The following is a 26,370-nucleotide window of genomic DNA, read 5'->3' as shown; positions in this document are numbered from 1 at the left end:
CCCCACCCCTACCCGCGCCACCAGCCGGAAACAACCCATGCCCGCGAGTCAGCAACCGATCCACACCGGCCACAAACTCCCCAATACTCACCCACCAAAACTAACCGCCCCAAAACCCCCCGACCACAACGCACCGCGACCTATTCAACAGAGATCCGCGGTGCAACACCGGCTTTACACTCCGTTCGTGCCTATCAAAGGCTCCCATCACCGCAGACACCGGTAGCGGCGCTGCAAGAACTGCGCGCCGCGCAGGCGATCGCCTGGATGAACGAGCCCGTCAGCGCGACAGCCCACTCCCGATCACCTCGACACAACGCACAGTTATCGGTGGCGCCGAACCGCCGAGATCTGGTTGCCACGCCCGCTGCCGCAGGTGATCGGCGTCAGGCAGATCATTGCGGTTCAACTGTGGAGGCGGGAACGCTCCGAACACGCCGGCCTCGATATCGCCGCGCATCATGGCCTGGTGCTCCTGGTCCGCGTGTTCCGCCAACGCTGCTTCGTATCGGCGGTGCCGCGCGTGATATTTGCCGCGGCGCCCTGCCCGCCGCACCCCCCACGCCAGAAGCCCGGCCGGCACGGCGACAGCAGCAGCCATGATCGCGACACCCGCGACCGCACGCTATCGACCCTCGATCGCGAACCCTAGGGCGAGGCCACCGAAGACGAACCCGTAAAACACCAAAGCGACCAATTCCAGCGCAGACAATCGCGGATGCTGGCGCCGATCAACCCGACCATTCGAGGCCGGCCGGCCCGCGGCCCGGTGAACAGTCCAACCGCGCCCGTCCCACCATCGCCAAACGTGAGCACGCGATGGATCCGGATACCAGCCCGGCGGGACGTGACACGTCATAGGCCTCGGACATTACGCGGCGCACTGCTCCTCCGGAGCCGATTCGCCTGACTGGCGCATCTCACCATCGATGAGCGTCGGTAGGGAATTTCAGTGAGCGCGGTCAGCGATGGACCGCGCCTAGTATCACAGTCACACAGACGCCGATTTGATGCGGAACACCGCTGCGGTGAGCGCGGCCCTTGCTGAAGTCCGGCGTCACGCTCGGGCGAATCGTTACGCGCAGCAAAGCTCCGAGTGACACACTCGGCACCGAATACGGAAACATGAACGCCCGCATCCCCTGATCGCGATTCCCCAACCCCATCAAATAGTTCCACGACCTCCCCGCATGGCCTACGTCGCGACAAACTCACTCAGTGCCAGACGCACACCACACACCCACGCCGCGTACACCACATCCGCCAGATCACCGCCGTACCGTTCCCAGCACAGCAACGCCTCCAAACGACGACAATGCACGAAAAGCTTTGCGTAACTGAACATCTGATCAGGATTTTCCAGCCCATCGAGACCCGGACGTTGCGCGCCTGCCAATATCACTGCGGTGTCATATTCCGCACCCAACGCCGCCCACTCCTCAACGCGAGGCCACTGCCGCCCTACCAACGCGCGCGCCACCGACTGCGCAACCGGCGACAACTCGTCATCAATGCAACTAAAAGCCAGTCGCCGCACCAACTCTCGACAATAATCGCGCAGCATCGACTCATCGGCCGCCTTCACACTGGCATACAGTGCCGCATCCACAGTCTGCAAACGGTGTGACCGCGACGCCAACAGCTCCGAAGCAGGGCTGTCCAGACCCGACGGTGCCACACCTGTCGCGATCTCACCTACCGCAGGATGATCCGTCAGATATCCCGACGGCCACGCCCACGTCGTAGCAACCGCCGACACTTCATCACCCAACGCGCGCGCTGCCCGCACCGCCTTGTCGGCGGGATTGACCCACCCAAACCAGCGTGTATCAAACTCATCGTTGAACGAGGCCGCTATCGGCATCGTCTTACGAACGAACACTCCCGGCGGAATATAGGACGCCCCATCGTTGGTCGCCACCCACAATGACGTAGCTCCCGTCGCCCGATTATGGCCAACAGCAACCGCCCAATCCAAGCCCGGGTCCGTCACGCACGCCGCCCCAGCCAAATCCGCCACGGCCATACGCGCCAACGCCAAATCGGTCTCTGCGGAATCCCGGCTCACCTGAGCGACACTGCGTCGACTTACCGGCATCAAACCAGCAGTGCTTGCGCTCCCTGCCGGAGAAACCACACCCTCTGCCGGCGCCGATAACGCCGCCGAGGCCCCCGCCCCAGCGGGTGCCGCAGTCGACATTGCGGGCGGCAATACCGATCCGTAGGGCGCCAAACTACCCGCCGCCAACCCAGGCACACCCGCCGCAGGCGCCGAAGCTACAGGCGCGGCAACAGGAGCCGCTGTCGGCGCGGCCGCGGCAAAAGTACTTTCCACCGGCGACGCCATCAACGGCGCCAGCGGAGCCGAAGGAGGCGGCGCAGCCGGCACCGCGCCCGCGGCCGTCGCGCCTGCGGCCAAACCACGCCCAAAATCTGTACCCAGAGACGACAGCGCTGGCGGAGGACTCACCGAAGACGACAAACCACCCGTCGACGGCAAACCCGGTGCCCCAGGGAATTTGCCCAAACCCTGCAACATCGACATCGGAAACCCAGGAACACCCCCCCCGCCACCCGGCATACTCGGCAACCCAGGTAAACCGCCGCCGCCAAGCGACGACAGAGGACTCGGCATCGGCCGCGGCGGGGTGAAAGGAATGCCGTCGCTTGAGTGCTCAGATGCAGGGCCACCCCGGGCAGTTGAAGGTCCTCCCCTGCCTGGTGTACCGCCCGACGACTGGCCAGAAGTAGTTCCGTTGCCTACCGGCCCAGGGGGGGTGGGACCCGTCGGATCTGTCGATAAATCCCCCGCCGTCCCATTGCCCGCTTGTTCAGTTTTCGGTCCGTGGCCGCCTTCAGGGCTTAGTGGAAATTGGTTCGTAAATAACAACGTGTCGTTGGCTACGTTGGCGTGTAGGTCGGCGGAATACGTGTGGATCATGGCCCGGTGCTGGCTGAGGATCACCGCTATCTGCGCGATTGACTGACCAGTTCCGCTCCGCAAGAACGCGTGGACTTCTTGGTGTGCGGCGCTGTTTTCTCTGAGCATCCATCGTTTGGTGCGCTCGACATCACTGGAAACCCGCGCCACCAGTTTCTTCGCAAAACCCGCAACGTCAGCTTGATCGAACCGGGCCGCAGCCATCGCCCTGTATGCGGCTTCCGCGGCCTCCGCTCCCTCGCCAGCGGTCCAAGAATCATTAAACACTTGCTGGGAAAGCCGGTGCACCTCGTTCCCCTGCTGCTCATGGAACCGCTCTTCCCGTCCCAGGGCTTCGGCCTCTGTCGCCAGCTCCGTCTCCGAGTCGACCGGCCATACAAGCGGCGAGAACAACAACCCGACGAACATGCCCTGGGGAATCGGATGATCGCCCCCCTGAGGAAAGGACGGCACACTCATGCGTTCCAAAGGCGTTGTTGCCGACTGATCGAACACCCTCAGCAGCTTCGCTGCTTGTTTGTTGTTCCGTTCAGACCACCACTCCGGCACTTCACCCGATCCCGACGCAGCCGCCATGAGTCCTCATCTCGCAAGACCACACGCGTCGAGGAGGCTGTACATCGCATCGTTTCTAACGTCGGTGAGCCGATTCACCTCCGACGTTGGCGTGTTCCCCATAGCTGCTGTTGTCTGATCAAGCGTTGCGCTGACATAAATTCGGGCGGCTGCTGCGATATCGGACGGTACCGCCGGGACGAGCGCATTTTGCACCACAGATGCGCTATTCAGGGCCCGAAGCACCATCGGGACGTTGAGGTTGCCTTCAACGCGAAGCCCACCCTGGCCCTCCTGGCCACGCACAGAGACGTCCACAGCGTGGCATACATGGTCCTTTGCGGCAGCTGCTTCGGCGGGACTGTAGCGCGGTCCCACCGTTGTTGCGGTCGGCGCCGCGACCGAGGCCGGCGCCGAAGTCGAGGAGGGGCGCGCACCGTGAAGGGTGAAGTAGGTAACTGCCGCGCTTACACCTCCGGACACCGCAACAACAAATAACAGCGCCACGGTTGCCCACACCCAGCGCCGACCCCGTGCCTGCCGCGATTGCGGCTCCAAGTAGTGGGGTGGTCCCGGCGGCGGCTGAGGCGGCGGTGGGGGCGGAGGTAGCGTCACCGAAGGTGAAGCCTCCCGCGACCACGGTGACGACGATGTCGTAGCCGTCATCTCAAAGTCCTCTCCTACGCGCTCAGCGCGCCTGAGTTGGCTGCCTCCGCGGTCTCGACCGCAGCGACACTGGTCTCGCGACTTGTCATGTCAGCGGCGACCCGAAATTCCGCCTTTGCCTGGCGCATTGTCTGCGTGCCCGCAATTGCGCCCATCAGAGCGGTCGCGTAACCGCCGAGTCGCATGCCCCCTGCACTTGACCCTGGCTGTGATGCGGACGCGGCATCCGCACTGGACAACCCCGAACGCGTTGCGTGCGGATCCATCTGGAAATTTCGCGCCATGAGGTGATCCTACCGAGAATGAGGCCCCAAGACGTGGGTCAACCAGCACTAATTCGGCCGCTTCGCGTGCCTCTAATTCACGCGTTGTGCAGTTCGGGCGGTTACTACCGAGGACCGCCGTGCCGCGGTCAGTCAAGACTCGTGTTGTCCCAGGTGTAGCTCGCGTCCAACTGCCTTTGCCACGTGCCGGCCGGATCGTCACCACCCCTCTGCATCACAAATGCTGCGGCAGAGATCACCTCGCCCGGCCCTTCGTAGGTTCCGAGCTGATCTGCGCCGGCGTACAGTAACCAGCCCACCGCAGTCTCAACGATCCGATATCCCATTGACCTCCCTCGGCGACAACCGCTGCCACTCAACATGTTTGAGGCCGCGCCGGCGTCACATGCCGGTGGCGGGCCACGTGTTCCGCCGTCCAGAGCTCCATAACTGCCAACTTGCGCGCAATTTGCCCGTAAGTTCGAAGCTGGCGCGCAACCTCGACGTTGTCCCTCAGTGAACGAAGTCGTGGCTTAGGACACCAGCGGGGCTAGGCGTGGGTCGGCAAGCCCGCTGTCTCCGAAGATTCCTTGAGCACTCCACAGGCTCAAGGCGGGAGCGGCGTGGCCTTGTAACCGCACGGGCGGTGCTGATTCGAAGGCGAGTGTGAGTGTCCAGTGGTGTAGGTCGGGGTGGAACTCGGTGCATGCGGCGAACCAGAAACTGACCTGGCCGTGCGGGACGGTACTGCAGATCAGTCGGTCGGTGGTGACGATGACGGAGCTGGTCTGGTGAAAGCGCCACTGCCGGGCCGCGTTTCGCTCCGCGGTCGCTTTGCGGCGGTGGTTGAGCGCGCCCTGCACGGCGAGGGCTCCAAACATGACTGCCGGGCGGCCGGCGACGATCAGGGGAAGGGGTGAATAGGCAGAGTCCGTGCCGCAATATCGGCTGTAGCCGATCTCGGTGCTCAGCAGTGCGTGCTCGCCGAGTTCCAGGACCGGGCCGTAGACGTCGATGGGCGCCGGGGGCAGGCCCGCCCGCAGCGCGGCCGCGCAGTCGCGACTGTACTGCCACCATTGTTCTGCCGGGGTGTGTGGCTGCCAACTGAATTGGGCTGCGCGACCGGTGCCACGTGCGCCGTGGTAGGCCCCAGCATGTACCGGCGTGTTCGTCGGCCGTCGAACCGGCAGATTCGCTGTGGCGGCGGGCGGCGGCATCCCTGGGATGTTAACCATGACCGCACCGTAACCGGGTGGGCTGACAGGCCACGTTAGTCAAGGCGCAGTTCGCTTAGGATGCGGATCGCTGCCGCTCGCTCCTCCTCGCCTAACCACGGCAGCATCCACACCATCGCGTCTTCCATCTCACGTGCCGCATTGGCGAAGTCTTCTTCGATCGCCGCGCGTGCGGTCTCCGGCATGCTGTCGCAGTGAGCGGCGAAGGTGCGGCGCATTTTGATCAGGCGTTCGGCCATGGCGAAACGCTCGGCTGCATTGGGTGCTGACGGTAGTCCCGTAACTGGTGATGCCATGCGCGCATCGTTCGCGGTGACCGTTGGCCGTGGGCGCGGGGGGCTGCCGTCGAGAACGGCTTCGACGCTGCCGCTTTCCCACTCGATGGCGCGTTCGAGGGCTCGGCGCAGCTTGTGGCTCATACGGCCAGCTCGGTTGTTCTCAATGGCCCGCAGGGTTTCTACGGAGGGGCCGCCCCGGGTGGTGACGTCGGCTTGGCTTAGTCCCAGCTCGTTGCGGCGATCGCGCACTGCGATACCGAGCGTGGCCCAGGACATGGGCGATATTTTGCCCGATTTACCGGCAAATAACTGCATCCTCACCACCGGTTGGTTGCGGCGGTGGGCCTCGCGTCGGCGGGTGTCTGCGTTTGCACTCATCCGCTGAACCGGTTTCTGACGTGCGCCGATGGCCTTAGCGCGCTGTGCAGCTGCCACGGCGTCTGGTCCTTTGTCGTGGATTGATCCTGTCGACAAGCTACCACTTTTACCGAGACAACCGGTAATAATGTGCTAAATTACCGGTAATTCACCGGTAAGAGGTGCTGGTGAAGAAACCCTGGGGCGGTGGCCGGATGGCCTTCCGCACCGAAGCACAGGAGGACTTTCCATGACAACCCCCCCCCAGCGCCCGCACCCCCCGGCCGTCGGATTCGTCTCGGCTACGCGCTGAGGTGCGCCTGTTCCACACCGAGCAGGACCTGGCGTGTCGCGAGGATCCGGAATTGTTTTTCAACCCGAACCGCAGATCGCGCGCCGTCGCCCGCTGCGCGGAGTGCCCATTTCGGGGACGCTGCAGTTACAACGCAGTGGCTTCCGGTGCAACGCACGGGATTTGGGGCGGGATGTCGTTGCCCGGTCAGTACCCAACGCAGCTCGCGGGTGTTTACACCCGCCTGGCTGAGCAGTTCGAGGCGCGCCGACGCTGGGAGATCGGCGATGTCGCTGTTGCGCCGCTGCCCGATCCCTTCGCTGTCCAGGACTTCCCAATCGGTGGTATCGCCGGTGCGGCATGAGTACCGCGGTCCAAGTGTGCCCGGTCGTGTCGAGCGTCGATGAGAACGGCACGCAGCGGATCACGCTCCTGGATGCCGATGATTCGGTGCTGTGTGGGGCCTACAAGCCGCCCGGTCACACCCATTGGCGGCTCTACATGAGTGCCGCGCTGGCCCGCGTCGGCGCGCCAGCGGCGCTGATGCCCGCCACGCACCTTCTTACCGCGCGCCGCGAAGATGCCTGCCAATGGTTGGAACTAATCGGGCACCTCTATGCCCATCCCGCCGAAGCCCGAATCCCCCGCCCCGACTGTCACTGAGACACGTTTCGGCGTGAACAGCGAGAAATCGCAGGTAGAGGACGTGGAGCCATTACCAGAGCATCGCGAGGCCTCGACGGGTCCGATGCCCACTATCCCTGAGGGTCGCGCCGTGGCTCAACGATATGAGGGTCAACGCAAACTCATCCTGTGCCGCCCCGTTGAAGAGGTACACCAGGACGTCAAAGCCCGAGCCGCCGCGCGAGGCATCAGAATGTCCCATCTCGTCGCCGACGTCCTGGCCTGCCGCTACGACCGCGAGGGTCTGGTCCGCGAACTCCACAAGAACCCAGAGGTTATGCCCCTGGCGATGTAATCGCGGAGCCCAGCAGAAACCCGTCCCACTGAACGACAGTTTGCGCGGCTGGGCAGATGACGACAGCTGAATATCGCGGTGCGGAAACAACCACTCTCTTGACATGACGCAGGCCCCGCCGAAGCGGGGCCCAGTCTTACGGCTTCGAACCGAGCGCCAACTCGGTTCCGGGTCCGCACCCGTTGCCCTTGAAAGGGACGTGACTTGGAGGTCTCGTCTCACGGTAGCGCATATCTGGGCTCGGTTCCAGGCTCTGCTGCGCACCGTGATCCACTTTTCTCCTCGACGCATGCGGACAGCGCTGCTGGTGCGTATCGCGGGTGTACTGCGCAAAGGCCGCGCCGCGGTGTGGCCCGTACAGGGCCCCGGGCCACAGCCCTGATCGCGGACGGCTGCCGCGAGTTCAGCACCGGCACGCTAGCCGCGATCCTGCTCGACCTGGGTGCTGACACTTACCGCGGCGTGCCGTGCTGGAGCGGGCACGCGGCACGGTGGGCGCACTGGACCGTGCCGATCGCCTACGACCTGCACTACGCTGACATCCGCCCGCTGATGTGCAACGGCGGCATTAGCCGCACCGCCCTCGTCGTCATCGCCGCCGCCCGGGCCCGCTACGCCGATTACCGCACCGGCCGTAACTGCCGGCCCACCAACGAACGGCTCGCCCGCGACACCTGCTACACCGTGCGCACGGTGCAACGCGCCGATGAGGCCCTGCGGCTACTCGGAGTCGCTACTGAGGTGCTGCGCGGCCGCCAACGTACCCGCGCCGAGCGGTTCGCCTCCTGGCGGGTCGGAGACCGCGCCCGCGGCTGGGCCTCGGTCTGGGCCTTGCACGACAACCGCCAGCTCACCGCGATCATCCACAGCGTGTCACCCCACCCACGTAGTGGTCGTTTTCGATCTCTTCAAGAACCTTCTCTTGAACTCACTACCACCCACCGCCGGCCTACCGGCCGCCGGCAACGCGGCGCACAGCGCCGCAGGGGCCCAGACCAGGCAGGCCAGGCACTGGCCCTAGCCTGGCGAAGCCATCCGTCGGCGCCCCAGTGGTGCCAACGGCACACCCCGGCCGCGTGGGCGCGCCTGTTGGCTGCCCCGCACGCCACGGCTGGACCCCGCGTGACCTCAATCAGCTCGTGACCGACTGGCTGGGCGTGGGGCACTGGATCGCGGACAGTCCCCACAAACCGATTGGTCTACTCGGGGCGATCCTGGCCTGGCACGGCCCTGACAACCTAGACCAGCGCCCGGCCTGCTACGACGACGCCCGCTACGCCGAGTCATTCGGGGCCGCTGAGGTCATCGTCGAGGACGAACCGGCGGCGACCGCCCAGGCCAGAGACATTGCCCGCCAGGCGCTGGCCGGCCCGGGTCGCACTCAGGTCGGCCAGCAGCTTGCGCTGATCCGGGCCCGGTCGGCCCAGCGGCGCGCCCAGGAGATCGCCGCCCAGATCGCCCAGTTTGAGGCGCATGTGGCGGCGCGGCGCGGCGTACCCGCGAGAGGCCGTGAATAACTGGCGGCTCGACTCAAGCGCCGGGTGCGGGTTTACCGCAACAGTTCACGCACCGGTGAATCCTCCGGCCCGATGTGCTGGTCAAACGCCTCGTTGAGGACCGTATACATTCGCTCGGAACCGCCGCGCAGCACGTCGGTGATCAGATCCTCTAGCTCGATGTGGGTGTAGCGAGTCAAAACGGTCGGGTCGATGTACAGGTCCTCGATGTAGCCATCTCGCTCAATAGTCACCTGGACCTCCTCACCGAAGGGCCCCAATTCGTTGGCGCGGCGCTGGCAGTCGGCGTTGAACTCAGCAAGCGCAGCGCGGACCATCTCAATTTGCTTCTCGATCGCAGCGACGGCGTCAGCATCACTTGCGGGCATTGGGTTGCTGCCCGCGCGATTTATCGCGCTCTCTGTCATCGTCTTTGTTACGCCCTTCTCGACGGTTCTTGACCGGCTCACTGTTCGGCGGTACCACCACCTGCAGCTTGCGGTCCTGATACAGCTGCTTGTTGTGCGGCCCCGAACCGCTGCCGCCGCGCCCACCCATCGGCGGCAACATCGACCCCATCGCCCCTACCGCGGGGGTCGGTTCTGCCGATGCCGGCGCCGCTGCGGGCGCCGCCGGCGCCGGCGCGGGAGCCGCCGCCTCCGGGGCAGCAGCCAACGGAGCGGGCGCGGCCATCGCCCCGCCGTCACTGGCCGGCGCGGTCTCTCCGCCCCCGCTGCCGCCGATTCCAGAGCCCGCTTCTGGCTCGCCGAGCGATTCCGGGGACTCTGGTGGCGACTGCCCACCGGACGGTGCTCCACCCCCGGGGTGTTGGCCTAGGCCACTCATCATCGGCGCTGTGGCCTGCTGGACCCCTTGCAACGCTTTGCCCGCCGGCCCCGCCAGCCCACCCAGAACACCGCCAAGACCGCCGACCACCCCGCCGATAATTCCCGGGACCAGCATCGGCGCCGCTCCTGCACCAACGTCAGTCACCGTCTCCAGCAAGGGGCGACCGCCTTGTGTCGGATCCACGTCGGTCGGCGGCCAGCTCGGCCCACCACTGAGCATGCTCTCCCCCGCCGCCGGGCCTTGCTGCACCGGCTCTAACGGGGCGCCGGCGGCCGCGGGATCGGGCTTGGTGGTCACCGGCGTGCCACCCGGGGCCTTAGCTCGCTGCACATCAGGACTGTCCGGTGCGGCTCCCGGCGGCGGCACCGGCGCGCCCGGGCCAGGACCTGGCACCGCCTCGGCGAAACTGTAGCTGCTAAACCCCGCGGTCGAGGCCTGATACAGGCCGGCGACCTTCACCTGGGCGTGCACGACCGCCTCGCGGCGCATCCCCCCAGCCGCGATATTGGCCTGCACCGCTGTCTGCAACTCGCGCTCCCCCGCCACCACTTGCCGGTAAGTCGGGATCGCGGTGCTCGCGCGTTGAAAATTCTGCACATGCGTCGATGCCTGCTGCGCCAAGCCCGCGACGTGGCGCGCATGGCCCTCATACCAGGCCTGCAAGGTGCGTAACCGCGCAGTCGCCGCCTGCGCACTGGCCGCATCCCAACTAGCCTCGGTCGCCGCGATCGCCGCCCCCAACTGGGCGGCGGCCTGCTCGAGCTGCCCGGCCTCGCTACGCAAGCTGGTCTCCACCGCCTGCCACGCCTGCATCCCCCCACCGGTGCGGCCGGCCTCAATTAGCCGCGCGATGTCGCGCGGCGCGGCCGGCACCTCACCAGCCGGCGCCGACACCCCGCCGCCGCCCACCCGAGTAGCGACAGCATCGATATCCACCCAAGGAATGGGTGTCGATGCAGGCACCGGCCCGGCTCCACCGATGCCTAAGCTCGCCGCCGATACCGACTCTTGAGCGTCGTAGGTCGCGGCGCTGGTCTGCAACATGACCCCGTAGCGCTGGGCCAGCGCGTTGGCGATCGTGGTGTAGCGGCGGGCCACACTGACCGCGGCACTGAACCGGGAACTCGCGGCCACCGACACATGATCGGGCGCGCACGGCTGCACCTGGTCGGTGTGCGGGAGCGCCGCGTGCGCTACGGCACCAGTCTGCCCGGCCGCACCCCTGAGCGTCCCTGGGTCTACCCGCACCGAGTCCGACACCGCCGCAACCCCGTGCTCAGGTGCTCAGCGTGCGCTGGTTGCGCTCCTCAGCGTCACGGTAAGTGGCGACGCTGCGGTTAATGTGTCCGGCCACCTCCTCGCAGTAGCGACCAAGCGTATGGCCGGCCTCCGCGCGAGCCTGTAGCACCTCCTGCAACGCTGCGCCCACCGTCGACGAGCCGATCCGCCCGAACATCGACCGGGCCCGTTCCAAGGTTTCCGGACTGGCGTCAAGCATCTCCCGGACGCGGGGAGCTTCGCTTTCCCACCATTGCGCGTGCTGGTCCCACTCGTCGTAATTTACCGACACATCGTTGGCCACTGGCAGGTACCTCCGGTCTCTGAACTGCGTATTCATCAACCTTAAAGCGCTGCGCCGCCCCATGTCTGGGCCGCGACCAGTCAAAAATCGATCGTCTGCCGGTACTCCTGCACCTCGGCCACACTCGGATAGCCCGCGGTCACCGACCATTGCGCGCCGGACTCCTCGCCGCTACGCACCCGCGCCTGGGCGCGTAACTGCATCAGCGCCAACCGGTGCAACCGTGCAATGCGATCAGCCAGCACCTCAGCCGGCCACGACGTCGCAGCCGGCTCCAGCTGCACCTGCACATCAAGGCCAGACTCGTCGGACATCTTGACCATCAGCGCACCATCGCGGGACCACTCGACGATCTCATTGATCACCGTGATCCTCGCTCCATCGACATACATTTAGGCACCCGCTGCAACAGTCGGCGCCGACACACCGGGCGCCGCCGCTGCGGGTACGTGCGTCGTTGTGCCCGTACCGAACTGGGTCGGGTCCTCCCACCCCAGAAATTCTCCGGCGGGCAATGCGCTCTGCGGTTGAAGCTGTCCATCGAGCCAAATCTTGCCATTCCCCATGTAAATGATTGGCTCGCGACTTTTGCACTGAGCGACCTGACCAGGCACCAGATGGCTGGGATCCGTTGGCGCCGTCACCGGCGTCCCTGGGGGGGGCAGCTGCGCATACGGCTTCCACGCATCAGTGACCGAGGCCCCATTGAGTACCGCGCGCACCACCGCGGCGTGTTGCGCGGACGTCGTGCTCACCGGCGTGCCATCAGGCATTTGCACCACCAGACTCCCATCGCCTCCCGGCGCGCTGGCCGGTGCGGCCGCCGCATCTGCGGGGTGTGCGGCCGGCTGCGCACCCGCGCTTCCCCCTACCGCGGCGTCGGCCTTCGTATCACTGTCACTTTTGCCGTGGCCCTCGGCGACCTCAGATTTCTCTTCGTGACCATGATGGTCATCAACGAAATCAGCAGGCTCGCCGCGCTCATGGGACTCGCCGTCGTTGAGCCCCTCACCGCTGCCAGCGTGGCTGCTCATCGCCCCCGCTAGTGGCGCCAGCGCACCCAATGCATCCATCGGCAAGGAACCTCCCGCCCCACCCAACATCCCGGGCAGCGAACCCAAAGCCCCCAACGCCGGGCCCAGCATTGACGACGGATCACTCATCATCCCAGGCAATCCGCCCATTCCTGCCAGAGGATCAGTCACCCCACCGGTCGCGCCGGCCCCCGGGTCAACACCCGCACCTCCGCCAGCGGCTCCGCCACCATCGGCTCCGCCACCGCTACCAGAACCAGCGGCATCGGCACCGCCTGGCCCGCCCCTACTGCCATCCGCGGGACCCTTGCGGGACTCACCGCTGGTCTCGCGGTACTCATCGCCCAGCGCGGCCAGCAATTCGGCCTGCCTCTTGCTGTCCACCTTGGCGCTGTTGAGTAGGCGCTGAATCTCGGCCAAATGCTGATCCAGCATCGTGTTGAACAACGACAGTGCCTGAGGGTCTTTCGACATCGCCGGATCGGTCATGATTTTCTGATGAGCAGCCTGAATACCGGCGACCAGCTCACCGACCCGAGCCCGTGTTTCGTCGTTGGTCGTGAAGATCTCTTTAAGCAGCTTGGCTAATTTCTCATCGGTAGCTGCCACCGCCCCGCTGCTCTGCCGGTACGCTCCACCCGCCTGATCCGCCCCCCAGTGCAACCCACCCGAGGCGTCCCAAGGCGGCCTCGCAACGTGCGGCGGCCCACCTACCCACCCCCGAGGCACCACATCCCGGGCCCGCTCACGCGGCGGCCGCCGATCGTCGTCGTCGCCGAAAATTGCGTCGACACCAGCAAGAACCGGGCGGAGAAGGTCCTCCAAATCCTCCAAAAATCCCACCGGCTCCCCTACTTCCGCCTGATCACAGACATCCACGCACTGACTGAAAAAACGCTACCGCCGGGGTCGACCCCAAAGCGACGGGCGAGGCACACCAATTCGCGACGCTCCTACAGCAGGCGGCGATGGCGCTGATGCACCTGGACGTCACAAACGGGATGGGGTCAATCCCAGCGGGCTCGCCGACCCAGATCGGTCGCGTTCGAAAGAGTAGCGAGGTCACCCTGACCAATTTCAGGCCCTTAGCCGCGACAGGGCCCTGCGGCTCGTGCATGCCGGGAAACAGTTTGCTGCCGTTGTGGTCTGGGCCGGTGCATGCCGGTTACGGTGTGAGAACCGTGCCCCACCACAGCATGTGCGCGGTATACCGCGCGGCGTGTCGTGCGCGGTATACCGCGCACTCGTGCCACTCTTGTCCCACCGACACCACGTTCACCGGTAATAGGAGGGCGATCCGGTCCCATCAGAGGATGCACAACTTCATAGGCCCCCGAAGCAGAAATCCCCGCCGAAGCGGGGACACCTGCCACCGGAGCTAGCGACTCCGGATTTGGGCTTCCGACAAGCAGAAACCACGCCTAGCCAGGCAGGTTTCACGATAGAGGACACCCTCGTGAACCACAAGATCCGACGTTACCCAGGCACACCGTGCGCCCAGAACCCCGCCGACTGGCTCGACCCGAGCAGCCGCGGCCACACCGCGCGCGCCTGCCGCACCTGCCCGGCCCTCGCCCACTGTGCAGCCGAGGCACGGCGCACACGACCCGCCTACGGCATGTGGGCGGGGGTCTGGATCGACGGTGACTTCGCTGACAAATCACAACTGCTGGCCCTGCCGCACCCTGACCCATCCACCACCCAGCAAGGTGCGCTCCAAGGCCCGGTTGTCGAAGGCCCGGTTGTCTCGCCGAAAGCGATGCGGGCGGCACGGGTACGCCGCGTCGGTGCCCTGTGCACCGCGGGTGCGCCACCCGCGGTCGCCGCGCTGATCACCGCACGCGCTAGCGGGCACTGCGAGATCATGGCACCGGCCTGCACCTACACACAGACCGCTGTCTTCCCTCGCCGCCGCCGCCGCGCCATCAGCCTACTGAGCAGCCCCGCCGAAGCCCTTGCCGCCTGCGCCAACTGCATCGACCTCATCGAGCACACCGCCCTGCCGACCGCGCTGGACCTCGGCTACATCCTTGACCCCCGCAGCTGCGCGAGCACCGTCGCGCTGTGGTGGCGCCAACGCCACTGGGTGCACCTCGATACCCGGGGGCGCCTGCGCCCGCTCGCTACCCCGCGGCTTACCCCCTCCGCCTGACGTGCCCGCCACCTCCAGCGCTCTGGCCTGCGACCCCGCCGCTACCTGGAAAACGCTGGCCCCGCTGCTAGCGGCCCGCCCCACGGTGCGGACCTGGAACGCCGCCACCGGCAAATTCGATCGCAGCGCCCCCCTGAGCACCCGGCTGCCCCGCCAGCCCGCGGCCGTCGCGCTCTACCTGTACGGACGCACCCAGGTCCTGGCACTGGACTTCGATACCAAACGCCACGAACCGGCCACCGTAGACGCCGACTTCACCCGCGCCCTGACCTGGATCACCGAAGCCGGCGGGCGCGCCGTCACCGACCGCTCCACCAGCGGTGGACGCCACATCCTGGTCCCGCTGGCCGTCGGCACTTCGGCCACCGTCGAGGAACTGCTCCCGCTGCTGCGGCTGCTAGAAGCGCGCCTACCCAGCCTCGACAAGACGCCCATGACCAACCCCAAAACCGGCTGCATCACCGCACCGGGCTCCCCTTGTCGCGGCGGGGGCCACCGGCGTCTCGACGGACCCCTCAGCGCCGCCGTCGAAGCCTTCACACAGCGCTCCGATCCAGCCCTGCTCCCGCGGCTCAACCTGCTCCTGGGCGCGCTGGCGCCCTTACCTGGCCGCGGCCGCAACCCGGCCACCGTCTTACCCGGTGCGGCGATCATCGGCACCGGCGGTCACGCCCGTCTGGCGCCGGAACACACACGCGCCGGTGACCTCCCGGCCCGCATCACTGCATACGCCGCCACCGGCGTCTTGCCGCCCGACACCACCTGGCCAAGCCACTCCGAAGCCCGCCAGTCCGTCCTCGCCCACGCAGCGCTGCACGGCCACAGCCTGACCACCATCGCGGCCCTGATCACCCCGGGCAGACCCTGGCACACCGGCCTGGGAGGCGCCTATCGCCGCTATCACGCCAACGCCCAAGCCGCCCTGACCCGCGATTTCCATAAAGCCCTGACCTGGGCCGCTGCAAACGCCCCCAATTTCCGGCCAGTCTGCGCACAAGATCTAAAAGTTCACACACGGGGGGTGGGCAGGGGCCCCGAGCTCCATCGGCGGTGGCTGGCGAACGCTGTCGCCTGGATCGAACGTGAGTACCCCGGCCACCCCTACCGGTGGATTGGGGCGGCGGTGTACCAGGCGCTGGCGAGCTATGCGGTGCGCGCTGGGCAGGTCATTAACGGGGTTCCGGTGGTGGGAGTCGGGGGACGGTCGTTGTCTGTGGCCGCCGGACTCATCGCGGAGACCACTGTCTGGCAGTTTCTCCGTGACACCCGGGATCTGCCTGGCTCTCCCTTGGTGCGCACTCGCGTCGCCCAGGGTCGCGAGCCTGACTACTACGCGCTGACCCGTCAGAATGTGTTGCACATCCCTGAACGGGCGGTCGCGGTAACCCGCGTTGAGGACGTCCATCTGGCGTGGAAAGTCGTCGGACACCGTCACCGGCGCGTCTACGAGCTCATCGTCCACCGCCGGCTCAATACACCCTCAGAGGTCTTCGCTGCCGCTCACGTCGGCTCTAGTAGCGGCTACACCACGCTGGCGGCGCTGGCTACCGCGGGACTGATTACCCGGACCCACGGCACCGTGGCGCCGGGACCGACCAGCCTGGACCAGATCGCCGCGGCTCACCGCCTCAACGAACTGCGCGCCACCCGCATCGCCCGCCACCAGCGCCAACGCGCCGATTGGCACGCCTGGCTGGAAATCCGGGAAGAAGCTCGCAACCACGCGAGACGACGGGGTGCAGCCTTCGACGTAATCGCGGAGGTACCAGATGAATCCGATCGGCAGGAGTATCTTGCGGCGGTCTTGGCTACCGGGCCCCCCACCGTTGATCAAGAGCAACGAGCCATCGAGCTACTCAGCGACCTCCTGGGCGCCAAGCTGGTGTTCTCGGCGAGGTGAAGTCCGCAGCCGACCACTCGTACGGTGTCGGGACGACCACATACCGCCCAACTGCACGTGCCCTTCACTTACGTTGGGGTGAGATGACACGGCCGGCTCGATGATGTTGCGGGGGCTCGCATGTCCGCCGCCATCGCCCCACCTACGTCTGACTTGCCCGTAGGTATCGTTTGTTGACTTCGGGTTTGACGAAGCGTACGAGCCCCAGCTAACGGTGCTACTGAGTGGCAGGACGCGACTCGTAGGCGACAGAACGGCACGGTGGCCGGCGATCTGCGTTAGCAACTCACCCCAGCGGGCCGCTAAGCCGATCACCCAGAGTCGGCGCCGATATTCGGGCCCCGGCGCGCGTTCAGGCGGAGAGCTGCTCCCGGGTTTCGAGAAGTTGGTAGGCCGTGCGACGGATCAGGTCGACGGGATCCAGCCCCCGCTGCTCAGCGATCGGCAGCAATTCGGTAAGAAGGTCGCCGCACCGCCTAATGAGGTTGTTCAAGTCACTGCCGGCCGCCGCTTCCAGTTCTTGGAGCTTGTCCGGGTCATAGCGAAGCTGAAGCCGTGCTCCCATACTGCGGGTTTCAGATCCCTGACGTTTCTTGCGGCGCAGCGCCTCGCCCTGGTGGCTCGCGCCGGTTCGAGGTGTACGAGCTGTTTGGCTCATGAGATCCGGTTCCCCTTTCAGCGTTGATCAAGCCGACCGGAGGCTTGAGCTGCTATAACGCAATCCTCGTAACAGAATACCGGTAACTAGTACCATGTAACGTAGATTGCGTAATAGCATGTGAGGCGTGTCGTACGCCCACTCGGAGAGGGTGCAGGAACTCTCCGCCGCGGTGTTCGGACAACGGCACCGGCTAGCACTTATGGCGGCAATCGCGCAAAGCGAGGACGGTGTTGTCAACCCCACTGACTTGGTGGAAAGTTTGCGACTGCGGGCCCAAAGTTCGCTGCAGGGCCCCCTAAACAGCCTTCTGGCAGCCGGACTGGTGACGCGGATCTCAGGAATCGGCGACCGCGTTTATTACCGGCGAGAAGCCAGCGCCGCCTGGGCGTTCGCGCTCGAGCTGCTGACCCGCGCGCTGCGCGAGGAAGCGCAGCTCGACCAGAGGCCAACCGCAGACCATTAGTTACCGTAACAAACGGCCGTCGTGTACGGACGATGCGGACCTCGGCGCGCCCGAATGCGGCGCGCCAAATGACCGGTTTGACGATGGCTGGTGCGGCAAACTAAGTCGTGGTCGGCCCGCATGTTCGTTGGCCACTCGTCAGGCCAGCCACTGTTCCAAACGACGCGTTGGGTCCCGGCGCGCCAAGCCGCCCCCAATCGCCGATCACTGTCGGGCTGGATGCGACGATCTGGACCCATTGCCACGGGCGGGGCCGAATACGGCGCCCAACTGCCACGCTCGGGTCCCTCGACGAGCGCGTCATGCGCTAGCCGAGACAACGCAGTGCGCGTGGCGGGCTGGCTGAAGCGCTCGACTTTGAGGCGCTGCCAGGCCTCAACTCGACAGCGAGCGTCCGAGCGCCGCGATCGTGCCGGATTCCGGGATTGTCGGGGACACGGCGACTGCCTACGGGGATCAGCCCATTGCCGCGGCGTCCAGAAAGCCATTCAGCAGAAACTTCATCGGCGTGGCGGGCTGGCATAACCCCGGCCGCGGCGGGTTAGTGCCGCCAGCTTGAAGAGCGGCTGACCCGCGACGGCCACAGCGCCAAACGGGAGCCCTCACCAATGCTCGCTGCACCCTTCGCCGTGGCGGCCACTCCCCCGCAGGCCGAGCGATATCCGCCAACACTCGGCACCCGTGATCGCACTCCGGGGTTATTGCGCCCGATCGAATAACGCCGGCCAACAGCCGACCAGTCGCAGTGACCCACAAGTTGCCCAGCGGCCGACGCAAGGTCCCCGCGAGGAGTGCCGCAGTCGGACCGCACAGGTGCCGCCCCGGCAACCCACTTACTCAGAAGAAGGCCCGTAGTTTTCCGCGGAAAACTGGGCCAACTCTCAACAATAACCGCAGGTCAAGACCACTGCCCGTGGGAAACCCTACTCATCAGACGCTGGATTGCCAACGTGCGTCCGCGTCAGTGCGCGCGAAGTTTTCCGCGGAAAACTGACTATAGTTCACGCAACGTCAGCGTGTCGGCCATGCTGGATGTGTGCGCAGATCGTACCCTCTAGGGAGTTGATCTCGGGCCGGCCGCAGTCGCGGCCGCAGAAGGTAAAGGTCTCATTCCCATGACAAGAGTTGTGACAATTTTGAACCAGAAAGGCGGTGTCGGCAAAAGCACTGTGACCGTCAATCTGGCGGCGGTGCGAGCCGAAAAGCTGATGGCCACCCTCCCCGCTGACGCGCCCTCGCCGGTCGCTGCGGTGTCGATCGACCCTCAGGGTTCGGCCAAATGGTGGGCCAATCGGGTTGATGCGCTCCCCTTTCATCTCGTGCAAGCTCACGACGATCCGCTTGAGTGGCTACGTCAACTCAACGACCTCCCCGGCATTGCCGAGGTCTACGTCGACACCGCCGGCTGGTTCGACCTCGATCCGGACTCCACTGGCGACGGGTTGGGCGACGGGTACTCCGCCGATGCCTTGCGCACCGTCCTGGACGTCACTGACGAAGCGATCGTCCCGATGCTGACCGCACCCATGTGTTTCGACCCGACGGCTCGTACGATCCGCAAAATCCTTCAACCGCGCGGTATCCCCTACCGGGTGTTCATTAACGACTGGGATCCACGCGACGGCGGGCACTGGCTGGACCAGACGCAAAAGTTCGTGCGGAGCCAGGGTTGGCCGCTTGCCAAGACGGTCGTGCGTCACTACAAGATCCACACCAATGCCTCCAACGAGGGCGTGGTTGTCACGCAGTACAGGCAAAGCGGCACGGCGGCTAACGCCGCCTCCGACTTCTACGAACTCGCCGACGAACTCAGCCTGGTGGGTGTCCGGTAATGGCCCGCGGTGGTGTGAAGACCTTCGACGGACTCGTCGAGGCGGTCGGCGACAATTCCTCAGTCGACGGCGAGGCGCGGCCGACCGGTCCGCGACCGCCGGTCACGCGATCAGTACCACTACGTGACCTGATCGCCAATCCGCACAACCCCCGCGATTCGGTCGGTGATCTAGACGAACTGGCATCCATAGCCGAGTTCCAGCTTCAACCGGCGGTAGTGGTCACCCGCGGCGCCTTCGAAAAGCTCTACCCCGAGACCAGCATCTCGGCGCGTTGGGTGGTCGTTATTGGCAACCGTCGCCTCGCTGCCGCCCACAAGTTCGGCCGTCCCGAACTCGACGTCGTGGTCAAGGACGAGCTAGCCAAGGACCGGGCGACGCTGCTGACCGCCGTGATATCCGAGAACGTCGACCGGTCCGGGTTCGACGTCATTGAGGAGGCCAAAGCGGTGGAGAGCCTAGTAAGCGAATACGGCAGCGCCGACGCCGCGGCCGATCATCTTCGCAAGAGTAAGACATGGGTTTCGCAGCGGCGCGCGCTGCTCAAACTCGCGCCGGCCCTGCAGGAGGCCACCCGCAGGGGTGATTTGGCGATCAGGGAGGCGAGGTCGCTGGCGCGGGTGCCGCTGGAACAGCAGGTGACGCGCTGGACGGCGGTCAGGGACCGCCGCGGAGAGGGTCGGGAGACCGACGCCGACGGCGGAAAGTCTTGCGCCGAGGGCAACGGGCGGGGTGGGGGAGAGGCGACGTCGCGCACGTCGCGGTCAATTAGCAAAGCCCTGCACAAATTCGACACCGCACCCGACGAGTTGGCCGCCGCGCTGCGAGACCAGCTCGGTGACGCCGGTGCCAAAACCCTTGTCCACCAGCTGCGAAAACTGTTGAGGCACGCTTAGCTTCGACCCCGAAGCGCGCAGTGTTACCTCAAAGGTCGCGCTGGCAATCGGTTGCGCCAGGCAAGTGTCCGGACCGATGAGGTGGCCACAAGCTGATCGTGCCGGCGCCATCGGGCGACCGGTAAACCGGGTTTGCGAGTAATCGAGTGTCGGGGGCCGGTTCTGGGTTCGGCACCGCGACTGAACGGCTTGGGACGGCCGCACCGCAATGTGCGTGGCCTGGCCTTGATGTTGATCGGTTGCGACTTCATCGGGTGGGCGTACCTCGGTGTGAACCGGGTTCGACCGGCAAAGGTCACCAATCGATCTTCGAGCTGGTGCGGCCGCGACGTGATCGGGGAAGCTGGTAGCAGCGGCACGGGAAGGCGCAGGCGTTGCGGCGCGAGATCAGCAGTGTCCTGGGCTGCTGTTTGCGTGAGGGAACACTCGCCTGGCTGCCGGCGTTCCAACGTTCGCCCTATGGCCGGATAGATTAGGAACCGTAGCAATGCGATGTGTGGCGACATCCCGGGTACGACGGGGGAGGGGGCCACCCTGGTGACAGGTGAGGACTCAAAGCAACGCGGGTCCATCGGCGGCGCGACGAGATGATGGGACGCGGCCACCGTGGGGGCGCAGAGCCAGTGATTTGTGCCACGGTGAGCTCATCGCCGGTGAGCCAGTTTTCCGCGGAAAACTGGCAACGTTAACCCTGGGCGCACAGAGGACGGCGGGTGCGGAATACTCTCAGCGACAAGCTATTTCGGCATCGCACTGTACGGGATAGTGACCTGCGTGGCAGTAAGTGTGAGGGGGGCGGCGCAACGCAAGCTTGGTGGGGGCCTATTGCCGCAGACGTCAGTGCGTGACGGGTCGGCGTCATTGGAAGCCGTGTGGTTGGCTGCGCGGCCGCGCGTCTGCGCGTGGTGTTCAGCCGTTGATACCTATGCGCCATGAGCGCTCACGCCCAGCATGGGCACCCGAGGGCACGGGCGGGGTACCAGAGACCAGACCGTGCGACAGCCGGGACAGAACGACGAACGCTCGTCATGGGACAGGGACAGGGACAGGGAGCGCTGGGGGAGCGGCGTTGGTTAGAAGGGGGCAGTGCTGGTGGTGCGCCAGGGGCGCTTAATCCGCGGTCTGCGGAGTTTGTCGGCCAGTGTGGGCCGCCGAGCTGTCGCTATGCGGCAGTGCCTCGGCTCGACGAGGAGGTAGTGGTGGTCACCACCGCGCCGGAATCTGCGCTAAGTAGTGACGACGTCTGAATCGCGGCCAAGGGTAACTCCACCGCCCCCGGAAGTTCTCTGCTGCGGTGGCCGTCCAACAGCCATCACATGGCCGGCCGAACAGCGGATCGGCGGACAGCTATCTAGCGACCCTTCGACGCAGCACACCAATTCACCCATCTCGAAGCTGACTGAGAATCTCCACGGTTGACTTGCCGATGTCACACGCGCCGGCGGTGAAGGCGCAGTTGCAAGTTGAGCGGTTTGAGGGTCATGGCCTCAGCAGCGGCGAGCCGGTAGTCCGGCGAGGGTTCGAGGTCGAATTGGTGCAGGACGGCAGCGAGGGTCACAAGGATCTCGTGGAGTGCGAATGCGCGACCGATGCACGCGCGGGGACCTGTTCCGAAGGGCCGGTAGGTGCGCGGTGGAAGTCTGCGCAGGTTTTCGCTAAGGAACCGGTCGGGATTGAATTCGGCGGCATCAGGTCCCCAGGCATCGGAGCGATGTGCAGCAATGAGGTGGACGAATACCCAGTCGCCGGTCCGGAAGTGGTGTTTTCCATTACCGATCGTGGTGTCGTGGCGGGCCTGGCGGAAATAGCCGGGGGCCGCGGGCCACAGTCGTAATGTTTCGTCAACGATGCAGCGCAGGTATTGCAATTGGTGCACATCCCCAAAACCGATCTCGGGAAAGCCGGGTTCGGGCCAGCGTGCGTCGATCTCGGCGCGGGCCCGGGCAGCGATGTCAGGATTGCTGGACAGAACGTGCAGAGCGAAAGCGATTGCGTTAGCCGAGGTTTCGCTTCCGACGACGAGAAAAGTGAGCAGTTCGTTGATGACGGTGGCCTGGTCGAGCTGTTCACCAGTGTCGGGGTCTCTATTGTGCAGCAGTGAGTGCAAGATGTCGCCATTCCCCTGGGTGGCGGGGTCCCTGCTGCGGTCTTTGACGATCCTGTCGACCTCTCGGCGCATCTCGGTCTTGTCTGAGACGTGCTGACTTTTTCGCTCGTCAGAGATATCGACCGTGTGGCGGTCCGCGTAAGCAAGTTCGCGGAGCAGCATTGCCAGGAACGGCTTTTGCCGTTCCCGGGGATTGCTCAGGTTGTTGAATGAGTGCCCCATGGCGACGCGGCTGATGATTTCCAGGGTCAGTCGGTTGGCGTCAGCGGGAACACTGATCCAGGCGCGGACACGGCTTTTGGTGTTCCACCCGTCGATCAGTTCGCGCACAGTGTTGACCATGTCGCTGTGATAGCGACTCATCGCTGCCCTGGTGAACAGCGGTACAAGCAGGTTATGCGCTCGCCGCCAATTCGGTTCGTGGTTGTACGCGGTGAATAATCCGTCGCCGAGCACCGATCGCAGTCGGTCCAATGAAGGTCCGACGTGTTTTTCCCAATGGGTTTCGTCGTTGACTTCCGCGACGAGGGCGGTGTCAGCGACAAAGATGACCGGCTGGGCGGCGAACGGTTGCTCGATCATGCCGCTGCCCAGTTCACGCAGCCGATCGGTAACGTCTTGGACCGGCTTGGTGAAATCGATCGTGCGGTAATTACCGAGGACAGGGAACTGAAAGCGAGAAGAATCCCTGGTTGACGGGGGAGTGTCCGCGATCATGCGGGCGTGCCTGCTTTCGTCGATGGGATCGGTGCGGTGCGCCTCTGAGTGGCAGCCCACGCAAGGGTCCACCATTTTGCCACCTTCACCAAGGCTGCGACCTCGCCGTCGAGGGTTGTTGACGGCGATCCGAGCACCGTTACAGCACTGGGGGACTTGGGTGTGAGTCCCGCGCTGCGAGCCCTCGCGGCACACGCCAACTGGAAGGCCTGAGTCGCTGCGCCGCAGCGTCGGGTCGGTACTGAATGCGTCGAGAGGAACGTTGCGACCTCCCGCGGATCGACTTCGCCGAAGTAGGGGCGCAGCCGCAGAAAGGCGTCGCGAATTTCGATCACTGTTTGGTGCAGTGCCAGGGTAGTGATCCGCCCGCCCGGATCTACCTGCTCGATGTTGAATCTGCTCTCGGGAACCACTGATGTCATCGCACGCCATAGTGGCTGCAACTTTCGGCTACTGCGGCTGACGGGATCTAGGCCCAAGCGGGAGAGCAGTCTCACGACAAGTGGAATTGCGCCCAGGACGTAGACAAACACTGCGATACCGAAGTATTCGAAGCCGTGCAGCCACAGTCGGAACATCACAGTGCTTGTCCAACCGAGTTGATCGGTCAACGCTGATATCAGCGCTTCCAGGCAACCGAGGGCAGTCATCGTGCCCAGCGTCAGGCCGCTGGCGGCCAGCAGGCGCTCGCGTCTGTTGCTGGCCCTCTTGAGTTCGTTGGCAAACATCCAGACAAATCTTGCGGCCATCACGAGCAGGATGATCAAGTAGAATACCCATGCCCAGATCGCATCCCAACCGCCGGAGACTTCCAGCGTTTGGCCGGCCAAGCGGGCACGGGTAGCGGCAACTAGAAAGCAGATGCACGAAATGATGGCCGCCGCCCGGTAGTAACGGTGTTGACGGCGTGCTTGCTCTGGTGGCAGCCCATTCCACAGCATCGTGAAGCCGATGAGTTCGGTGCTGGCGAAAACCATTGCGACGAAAGCCATTTGTTGGGCGGTAGTCGGCGACATGAGGGCGCCTCGAGACAGGATGTCTTCGACGCTGCCCTCGCGCAGAAGTTGGGCCACGAGGACGAATGCCATCAAGTTGTTGTAATAGGTGTCGTAGCTGTTGGTCCTACACAGCCAGTAACGCCCGACGAGCAAGACCGCCATGGTCACGATGACGGGCCAGGCAATGACGGCTGGGACGCTAGAAATCATCGCCGATGAAGGAAGGCGCTACGCATCATCGATTGGCTTTGCGCTGCCTCGGCGGCGGCAAGCATCAATACCGAAGCAAACCGTTCGGCGTCCCGTTCCTGCTCGTCGGCGTAGTCCGTGCGCCCCAGGACCGTCCGTATCAGGGCTGGCTCGAGGTCGGGGAGGATGGAGCGGCACAGTTCGGCGATCGCAGTCGGCCCTACCCTGTTGCCCTCGCGTGGCCCGCTGCGATGTTCAAGGACCATGTGGCCAATCTCGTGGCAGACAATTTGATCAATGTGGTAGTCGGTTGTCCCCGCCTCATGAACGATGATGTCTTCATCATCTTTGATCAGCCACAGGCCGCAGGGGCTGTCGATGAAGGCTGCGGTGTCAGTCGGGATCAGCCGGATGGGGCGGCCACGCTGATGCGCAAAATTTTCGACGAACGTTCGCCGATCCCATGGCACAGGGATCGGCAATTGACGCGCCAGGGTAAGCAGATCAGCGTTAGTCGCTGCCATGATCTGGCCCTCGAGGAGAGACATCGACCGGCGGCAGCTGTTCGAGTTGGCGCACGTGATCGGCCATCGCCGCCAAGCTATTGAGGGACTCGGTCGTCAATCCGTGGGCGCGCATCGCCAGGTCGCGCACGCCACTGTCCCGCAAGGCCTGCAGCAGATTGAGTTGCGCGTCAATCTGCGGATCGATACCAGGGTCGATCAAATATGACGGTGAGACCCCAAAGAACTCGGCGATCGCCCGAAGGTGCTGGACAGTCGGATTGTTCTTGGCGCCCGTGCGCAGCTGCCACACGTAGGCGGCACTGATCGACACACCGGTGTGTTTCGTGATGGCTTCCGCGGCTGCAGCGTTGGACAACGGCGGTTCGGTGGGCTTGCGCATGATGTCGAACAGCTTGTTGAGCTTGGTCGCCAGTTCAGTGACCTCGCCTGTAGCCGAATCACGGTGCACAGGGTCAGTCAATCTACTCTCGTTTCGCTCCACGCCCCCTCGCATAAACTGAGGTTACTACACGACATCGTCCCAGTTCCGGGTGGAAGTCTCTCTGCGGACTGACGCCCAGGACTGGGCCGGACGGTGGCAGCGGCTGCGGCACAATCGCTTGCATTTATGTGAGTATATGGTATGAACTAGGTCAAGTACACAGATTGATGGAAGTCAGCGGCGACCAGCGACGACGCCTGCCAAGCCCGGCTGACAGCCTTAACGCGTCAAATAGCCGCCAAGATGGGGGATGTGTTGTGTTGACAAAGGATTCCCATGTGGCGCGCATCCAACGTGATGAGTGGCTAGAGCTGACACGTACGCAATCCCTTCTTCCGACACAACGAAGGTTTCCATTCAGGACGACGCGGGCAGAATCGACGATGACAGTGCCAAGCGAGACGCAGATGGACTCAGAATCGGTGCCCGACGAGTCACGAATAGAGTTCTACGAAAGCTATTTTCGCGCCCATCACGGCCTTTCCTGCAGCCTGTTCACGGCATCCGATGGGGAGCGGTTGCACGTCTACACCGCCGGTCCCGACGCGGCGTCAGCGATACTTCTGTGCAACGCGCCGGGAATGTCGGTTGAGTTCGTTCGCCCCCTTGCCCATCGGCTGGCCGGAGCGTTCCGTGTGATCACATGGGAGTCCCGTGAACTGCCGGGCGTGTATCACGACGCCCAGTCATTGCGGCATCTGATGGATCGTCAGGTGCGTGACGGGCTGGAAGTACTCGCTCACTTCGGCGTGTCCGGCGCGAAGCTGCTCGGCTGGAGCGCCGGGACGCGGATTGCACTAGAAATTGCCTCAATATGGGATGGCGCCGCCAGCAGTTTGGTCCGGTGGCGTCCGTAATCCGGTGTAAATGGTCCTTCGGAGCTTCTGGCTTCGGTGGGTGATGTTACGCCGTTGCGCTGA

Annotated in this window: 26 protein-coding genes and 1 pseudogene; 12 read left to right on the top strand and 15 right to left on the bottom strand. The window is 64.8% G+C overall.

The window, feature by feature from the left end; translation table 11 throughout:
- Positions 1 to 280: 280 nt before the first annotated feature.
- From AO501_RS32350 to AO501_RS32330, 5 genes are all read right to left on the bottom strand, one after another.
- Positions 281 to 601 (bottom strand): hypothetical protein, encoded by a 321-nt coding sequence (locus AO501_RS32350; protein WP_055581648.1) that lies wholly within the window; start codon positions 599 to 601, stop codon positions 281 to 283.
- A gap of 24 nt (positions 602 to 625) precedes the next feature.
- Complete coding sequence (locus tag AO501_RS36615) at positions 626 to 859, bottom strand: DUF2510 domain-containing protein (protein WP_082658973.1); 234 nt, start codon at positions 857 to 859, stop codon at positions 626 to 628.
- A gap of 336 nt (positions 860 to 1,195) precedes the next feature.
- Positions 1,196 to 1,921, bottom strand: a complete 726-nt coding sequence (locus tag AO501_RS32345; RefSeq protein WP_055581647.1) for a hypothetical protein — start codon at positions 1,919 to 1,921, stop codon at positions 1,196 to 1,198.
- Between the two features lie 3,037 nt (positions 1,922 to 4,958).
- Positions 4,959 to 5,660 (bottom strand): hypothetical protein, encoded by a 702-nt coding sequence (locus AO501_RS32335; protein WP_133450230.1) that lies wholly within the window; start codon positions 5,658 to 5,660, stop codon positions 4,959 to 4,961.
- Between the two features lie 35 nt (positions 5,661 to 5,695).
- A complete protein-coding gene (locus AO501_RS32330; RefSeq protein WP_133450229.1) occupies positions 5,696 to 6,373 on the bottom strand; it encodes a helix-turn-helix domain-containing protein in 678 nt (225 codons plus the stop codon).
- A 236-nt stretch (positions 6,374 to 6,609) separates the two neighbouring features.
- Between AO501_RS32330 and AO501_RS40925 the strand changes: the two are divergent.
- From AO501_RS40925 to AO501_RS38555, 6 genes and pseudogenes are all read left to right on the top strand, one after another.
- Positions 6,610 to 6,774 (top strand): annotated as a pseudogene (locus tag AO501_RS40925) (WhiB family transcriptional regulator); the annotation flags it as partial.
- Positions 6,775 to 6,780: 6 nt separating this feature from the next.
- Positions 6,781 to 6,951 carry a hypothetical protein gene (locus AO501_RS39880; protein ID WP_231752690.1) on the top strand — a complete coding sequence of 57 codons (171 nt, stop codon included), beginning with the start codon at positions 6,781 to 6,783 and terminating at the stop codon, positions 6,949 to 6,951.
- A 26-nt stretch (positions 6,952 to 6,977) separates the two neighbouring features.
- Positions 6,978 to 7,250 carry a hypothetical protein gene (locus tag AO501_RS32320; RefSeq protein ID WP_133450227.1) on the top strand — a complete coding sequence of 91 codons (273 nt, stop codon included), beginning with the start codon at positions 6,978 to 6,980 and terminating at the stop codon, positions 7,248 to 7,250.
- A 112-nt stretch (positions 7,251 to 7,362) separates the two neighbouring features.
- Complete coding sequence (locus AO501_RS36610) at positions 7,363 to 7,566, top strand: toxin-antitoxin system (RefSeq protein WP_082658974.1); 204 nt, start codon at positions 7,363 to 7,365, stop codon at positions 7,564 to 7,566.
- Positions 7,567 to 7,914: 348 nt separating this feature from the next.
- Positions 7,915 to 8,709, top strand: coding sequence for a hypothetical protein (locus tag AO501_RS36605; protein WP_063892971.1), 795 nt, complete (start codon positions 7,915 to 7,917; stop codon positions 8,707 to 8,709).
- The gene (locus tag AO501_RS38555) at positions 8,706 to 9,083 is read left to right on the top strand and encodes a hypothetical protein (protein ID WP_063892970.1); all 378 of its coding nucleotides are present in this window, start codon (positions 8,706 to 8,708) and stop codon (positions 9,081 to 9,083) included. Before AO501_RS36605 ends, AO501_RS38555 begins: the two co-directional genes overlap by 4 nt.
- 32 nt (positions 9,084 to 9,115) lie before the next feature.
- On the opposite strand, the gene AO501_RS32305 is transcribed toward AO501_RS38555, so the two are convergent.
- The 5 genes from AO501_RS32305 to AO501_RS32285 form a co-directional block, all read right to left on the bottom strand.
- Positions 9,116 to 9,451 (bottom strand): hypothetical protein, encoded by a 336-nt coding sequence (locus tag AO501_RS32305; RefSeq protein WP_055581640.1) that lies wholly within the window; start codon positions 9,449 to 9,451, stop codon positions 9,116 to 9,118.
- Positions 9,438 to 11,171, bottom strand: coding sequence for a PE family protein (locus AO501_RS32300; protein WP_082658971.1), 1,734 nt, complete (start codon positions 11,169 to 11,171; stop codon positions 9,438 to 9,440). The genes AO501_RS32305 and AO501_RS32300 overlap by 14 nt, the downstream gene beginning before the upstream one ends.
- Before the next feature lie 16 nt (positions 11,172 to 11,187).
- On the bottom strand, positions 11,188 to 11,493 hold the full coding sequence (locus tag AO501_RS32295) for a type VII secretion target (protein WP_156452903.1): 306 nt from the start codon (positions 11,491 to 11,493) through the stop codon (positions 11,188 to 11,190).
- Between the two features lie 80 nt (positions 11,494 to 11,573).
- The gene (locus AO501_RS32290; RefSeq protein ID WP_055581637.1) at positions 11,574 to 11,885 is read right to left on the bottom strand and encodes a hypothetical protein; all 312 of its coding nucleotides are present in this window, start codon (positions 11,883 to 11,885) and stop codon (positions 11,574 to 11,576) included.
- Positions 11,886 to 13,136 (bottom strand): DUF4226 domain-containing protein, encoded by a 1,251-nt coding sequence (locus tag AO501_RS32285; RefSeq protein ID WP_055581636.1) that lies wholly within the window; start codon positions 13,134 to 13,136, stop codon positions 11,886 to 11,888. It abuts the gene before it with no gap.
- Positions 13,137 to 13,983: 847 nt separating this feature from the next.
- On the opposite strand from AO501_RS32285, the gene AO501_RS32280 reads away from it, so the two are divergent.
- Entirely contained in the window at positions 13,984 to 14,679 is a 696-nt protein-coding gene (locus AO501_RS32280) for a WhiB family transcriptional regulator (RefSeq protein ID WP_055581635.1), read from the top strand.
- Between the two features lies 1 nt (position 14,680).
- The gene (locus AO501_RS32275; RefSeq protein WP_055581634.1) at positions 14,681 to 16,579 is read left to right on the top strand and encodes a hypothetical protein; all 1,899 of its coding nucleotides are present in this window, start codon (positions 14,681 to 14,683) and stop codon (positions 16,577 to 16,579) included.
- 352 nt (positions 16,580 to 16,931) lie between these two features.
- On the opposite strand, the gene AO501_RS32270 is transcribed toward AO501_RS32275, so the two are convergent.
- Positions 16,932 to 17,237: a hypothetical protein gene (locus AO501_RS32270; protein WP_055581633.1), complete on the bottom strand. Its 306-nt coding sequence runs from the start codon at positions 17,235 to 17,237 to the stop codon at positions 16,932 to 16,934.
- A 127-nt stretch (positions 17,238 to 17,364) separates the two neighbouring features.
- Between AO501_RS32270 and AO501_RS32265 the strand changes: the two genes are divergently transcribed.
- The 3 genes from AO501_RS32265 (at position 17,365) to AO501_RS32255 (ending at position 20,431) form a co-directional block, all read left to right on the top strand.
- Positions 17,365 to 17,703 (top strand): ArsR family transcriptional regulator, encoded by a 339-nt coding sequence (locus AO501_RS32265; protein ID WP_231752689.1) that lies wholly within the window; start codon positions 17,365 to 17,367, stop codon positions 17,701 to 17,703.
- 1,115 nt (positions 17,704 to 18,818) lie between these two features.
- Positions 18,819 to 19,535 (top strand): ParA family protein, encoded by a 717-nt coding sequence (locus tag AO501_RS32260; RefSeq protein WP_055581631.1) that lies wholly within the window; start codon positions 18,819 to 18,821, stop codon positions 19,533 to 19,535.
- The gene (locus AO501_RS32255; protein WP_055581630.1) at positions 19,535 to 20,431 is read left to right on the top strand and encodes a ParB/RepB/Spo0J family partition protein; all 897 of its coding nucleotides are present in this window, start codon (positions 19,535 to 19,537) and stop codon (positions 20,429 to 20,431) included. Before AO501_RS32260 ends, AO501_RS32255 begins: the two co-directional genes overlap by 1 nt.
- A 1,429-nt stretch (positions 20,432 to 21,860) precedes the next feature.
- Here the strand turns inward: AO501_RS32255 and AO501_RS32250 are convergent.
- From AO501_RS32250 to AO501_RS32235, 4 genes are read right to left on the bottom strand one after another with little or no spacing between them, the layout of a single operon-like run.
- Positions 21,861 to 23,330 carry a cytochrome P450 gene (locus AO501_RS32250; RefSeq protein ID WP_231752688.1) on the bottom strand — a complete coding sequence of 490 codons (1,470 nt, stop codon included), beginning with the start codon at positions 23,328 to 23,330 and terminating at the stop codon, positions 21,861 to 21,863.
- Positions 23,252 to 24,415 carry an MAB_1171c family putative transporter gene (locus AO501_RS32245; protein WP_133450223.1) on the bottom strand — a complete coding sequence of 388 codons (1,164 nt, stop codon included), beginning with the start codon at positions 24,413 to 24,415 and terminating at the stop codon, positions 23,252 to 23,254. The genes AO501_RS32250 and AO501_RS32245 overlap by 79 nt, the downstream gene beginning before the upstream one ends.
- A 44-nt stretch (positions 24,416 to 24,459) precedes the next feature.
- Complete coding sequence (locus tag AO501_RS32240) at positions 24,460 to 24,990, bottom strand: hypothetical protein (protein ID WP_231752687.1); 531 nt, start codon at positions 24,988 to 24,990, stop codon at positions 24,460 to 24,462.
- Positions 24,953 to 25,348 (bottom strand): helix-turn-helix domain-containing protein, encoded by a 396-nt coding sequence (locus AO501_RS32235; RefSeq protein ID WP_231752691.1) that lies wholly within the window; start codon positions 25,346 to 25,348, stop codon positions 24,953 to 24,955. Before AO501_RS32235 ends, AO501_RS32240 begins: the two co-directional genes overlap by 38 nt.
- 509 nt (positions 25,349 to 25,857) lie before the next feature.
- Between AO501_RS32235 and AO501_RS32230 the strand changes: the two genes are divergently transcribed.
- Positions 25,858 to 26,307, top strand: coding sequence for an alpha/beta fold hydrolase (locus tag AO501_RS32230; protein WP_055581627.1), 450 nt, complete (start codon positions 25,858 to 25,860; stop codon positions 26,305 to 26,307).
- The last annotated feature ends 63 nt before the right edge of the window (positions 26,308 to 26,370 follow it).

Source organism: Mycobacterium gordonae, from assembly GCF_001417955.2.
GTDB classification, from domain to species: domain Bacteria; phylum Actinomycetota; class Actinomycetes; order Mycobacteriales; family Mycobacteriaceae; genus Mycobacterium; species Mycobacterium gordonae_B.
This window is presented reverse-complemented; position numbering and strand designations above follow the sequence as displayed.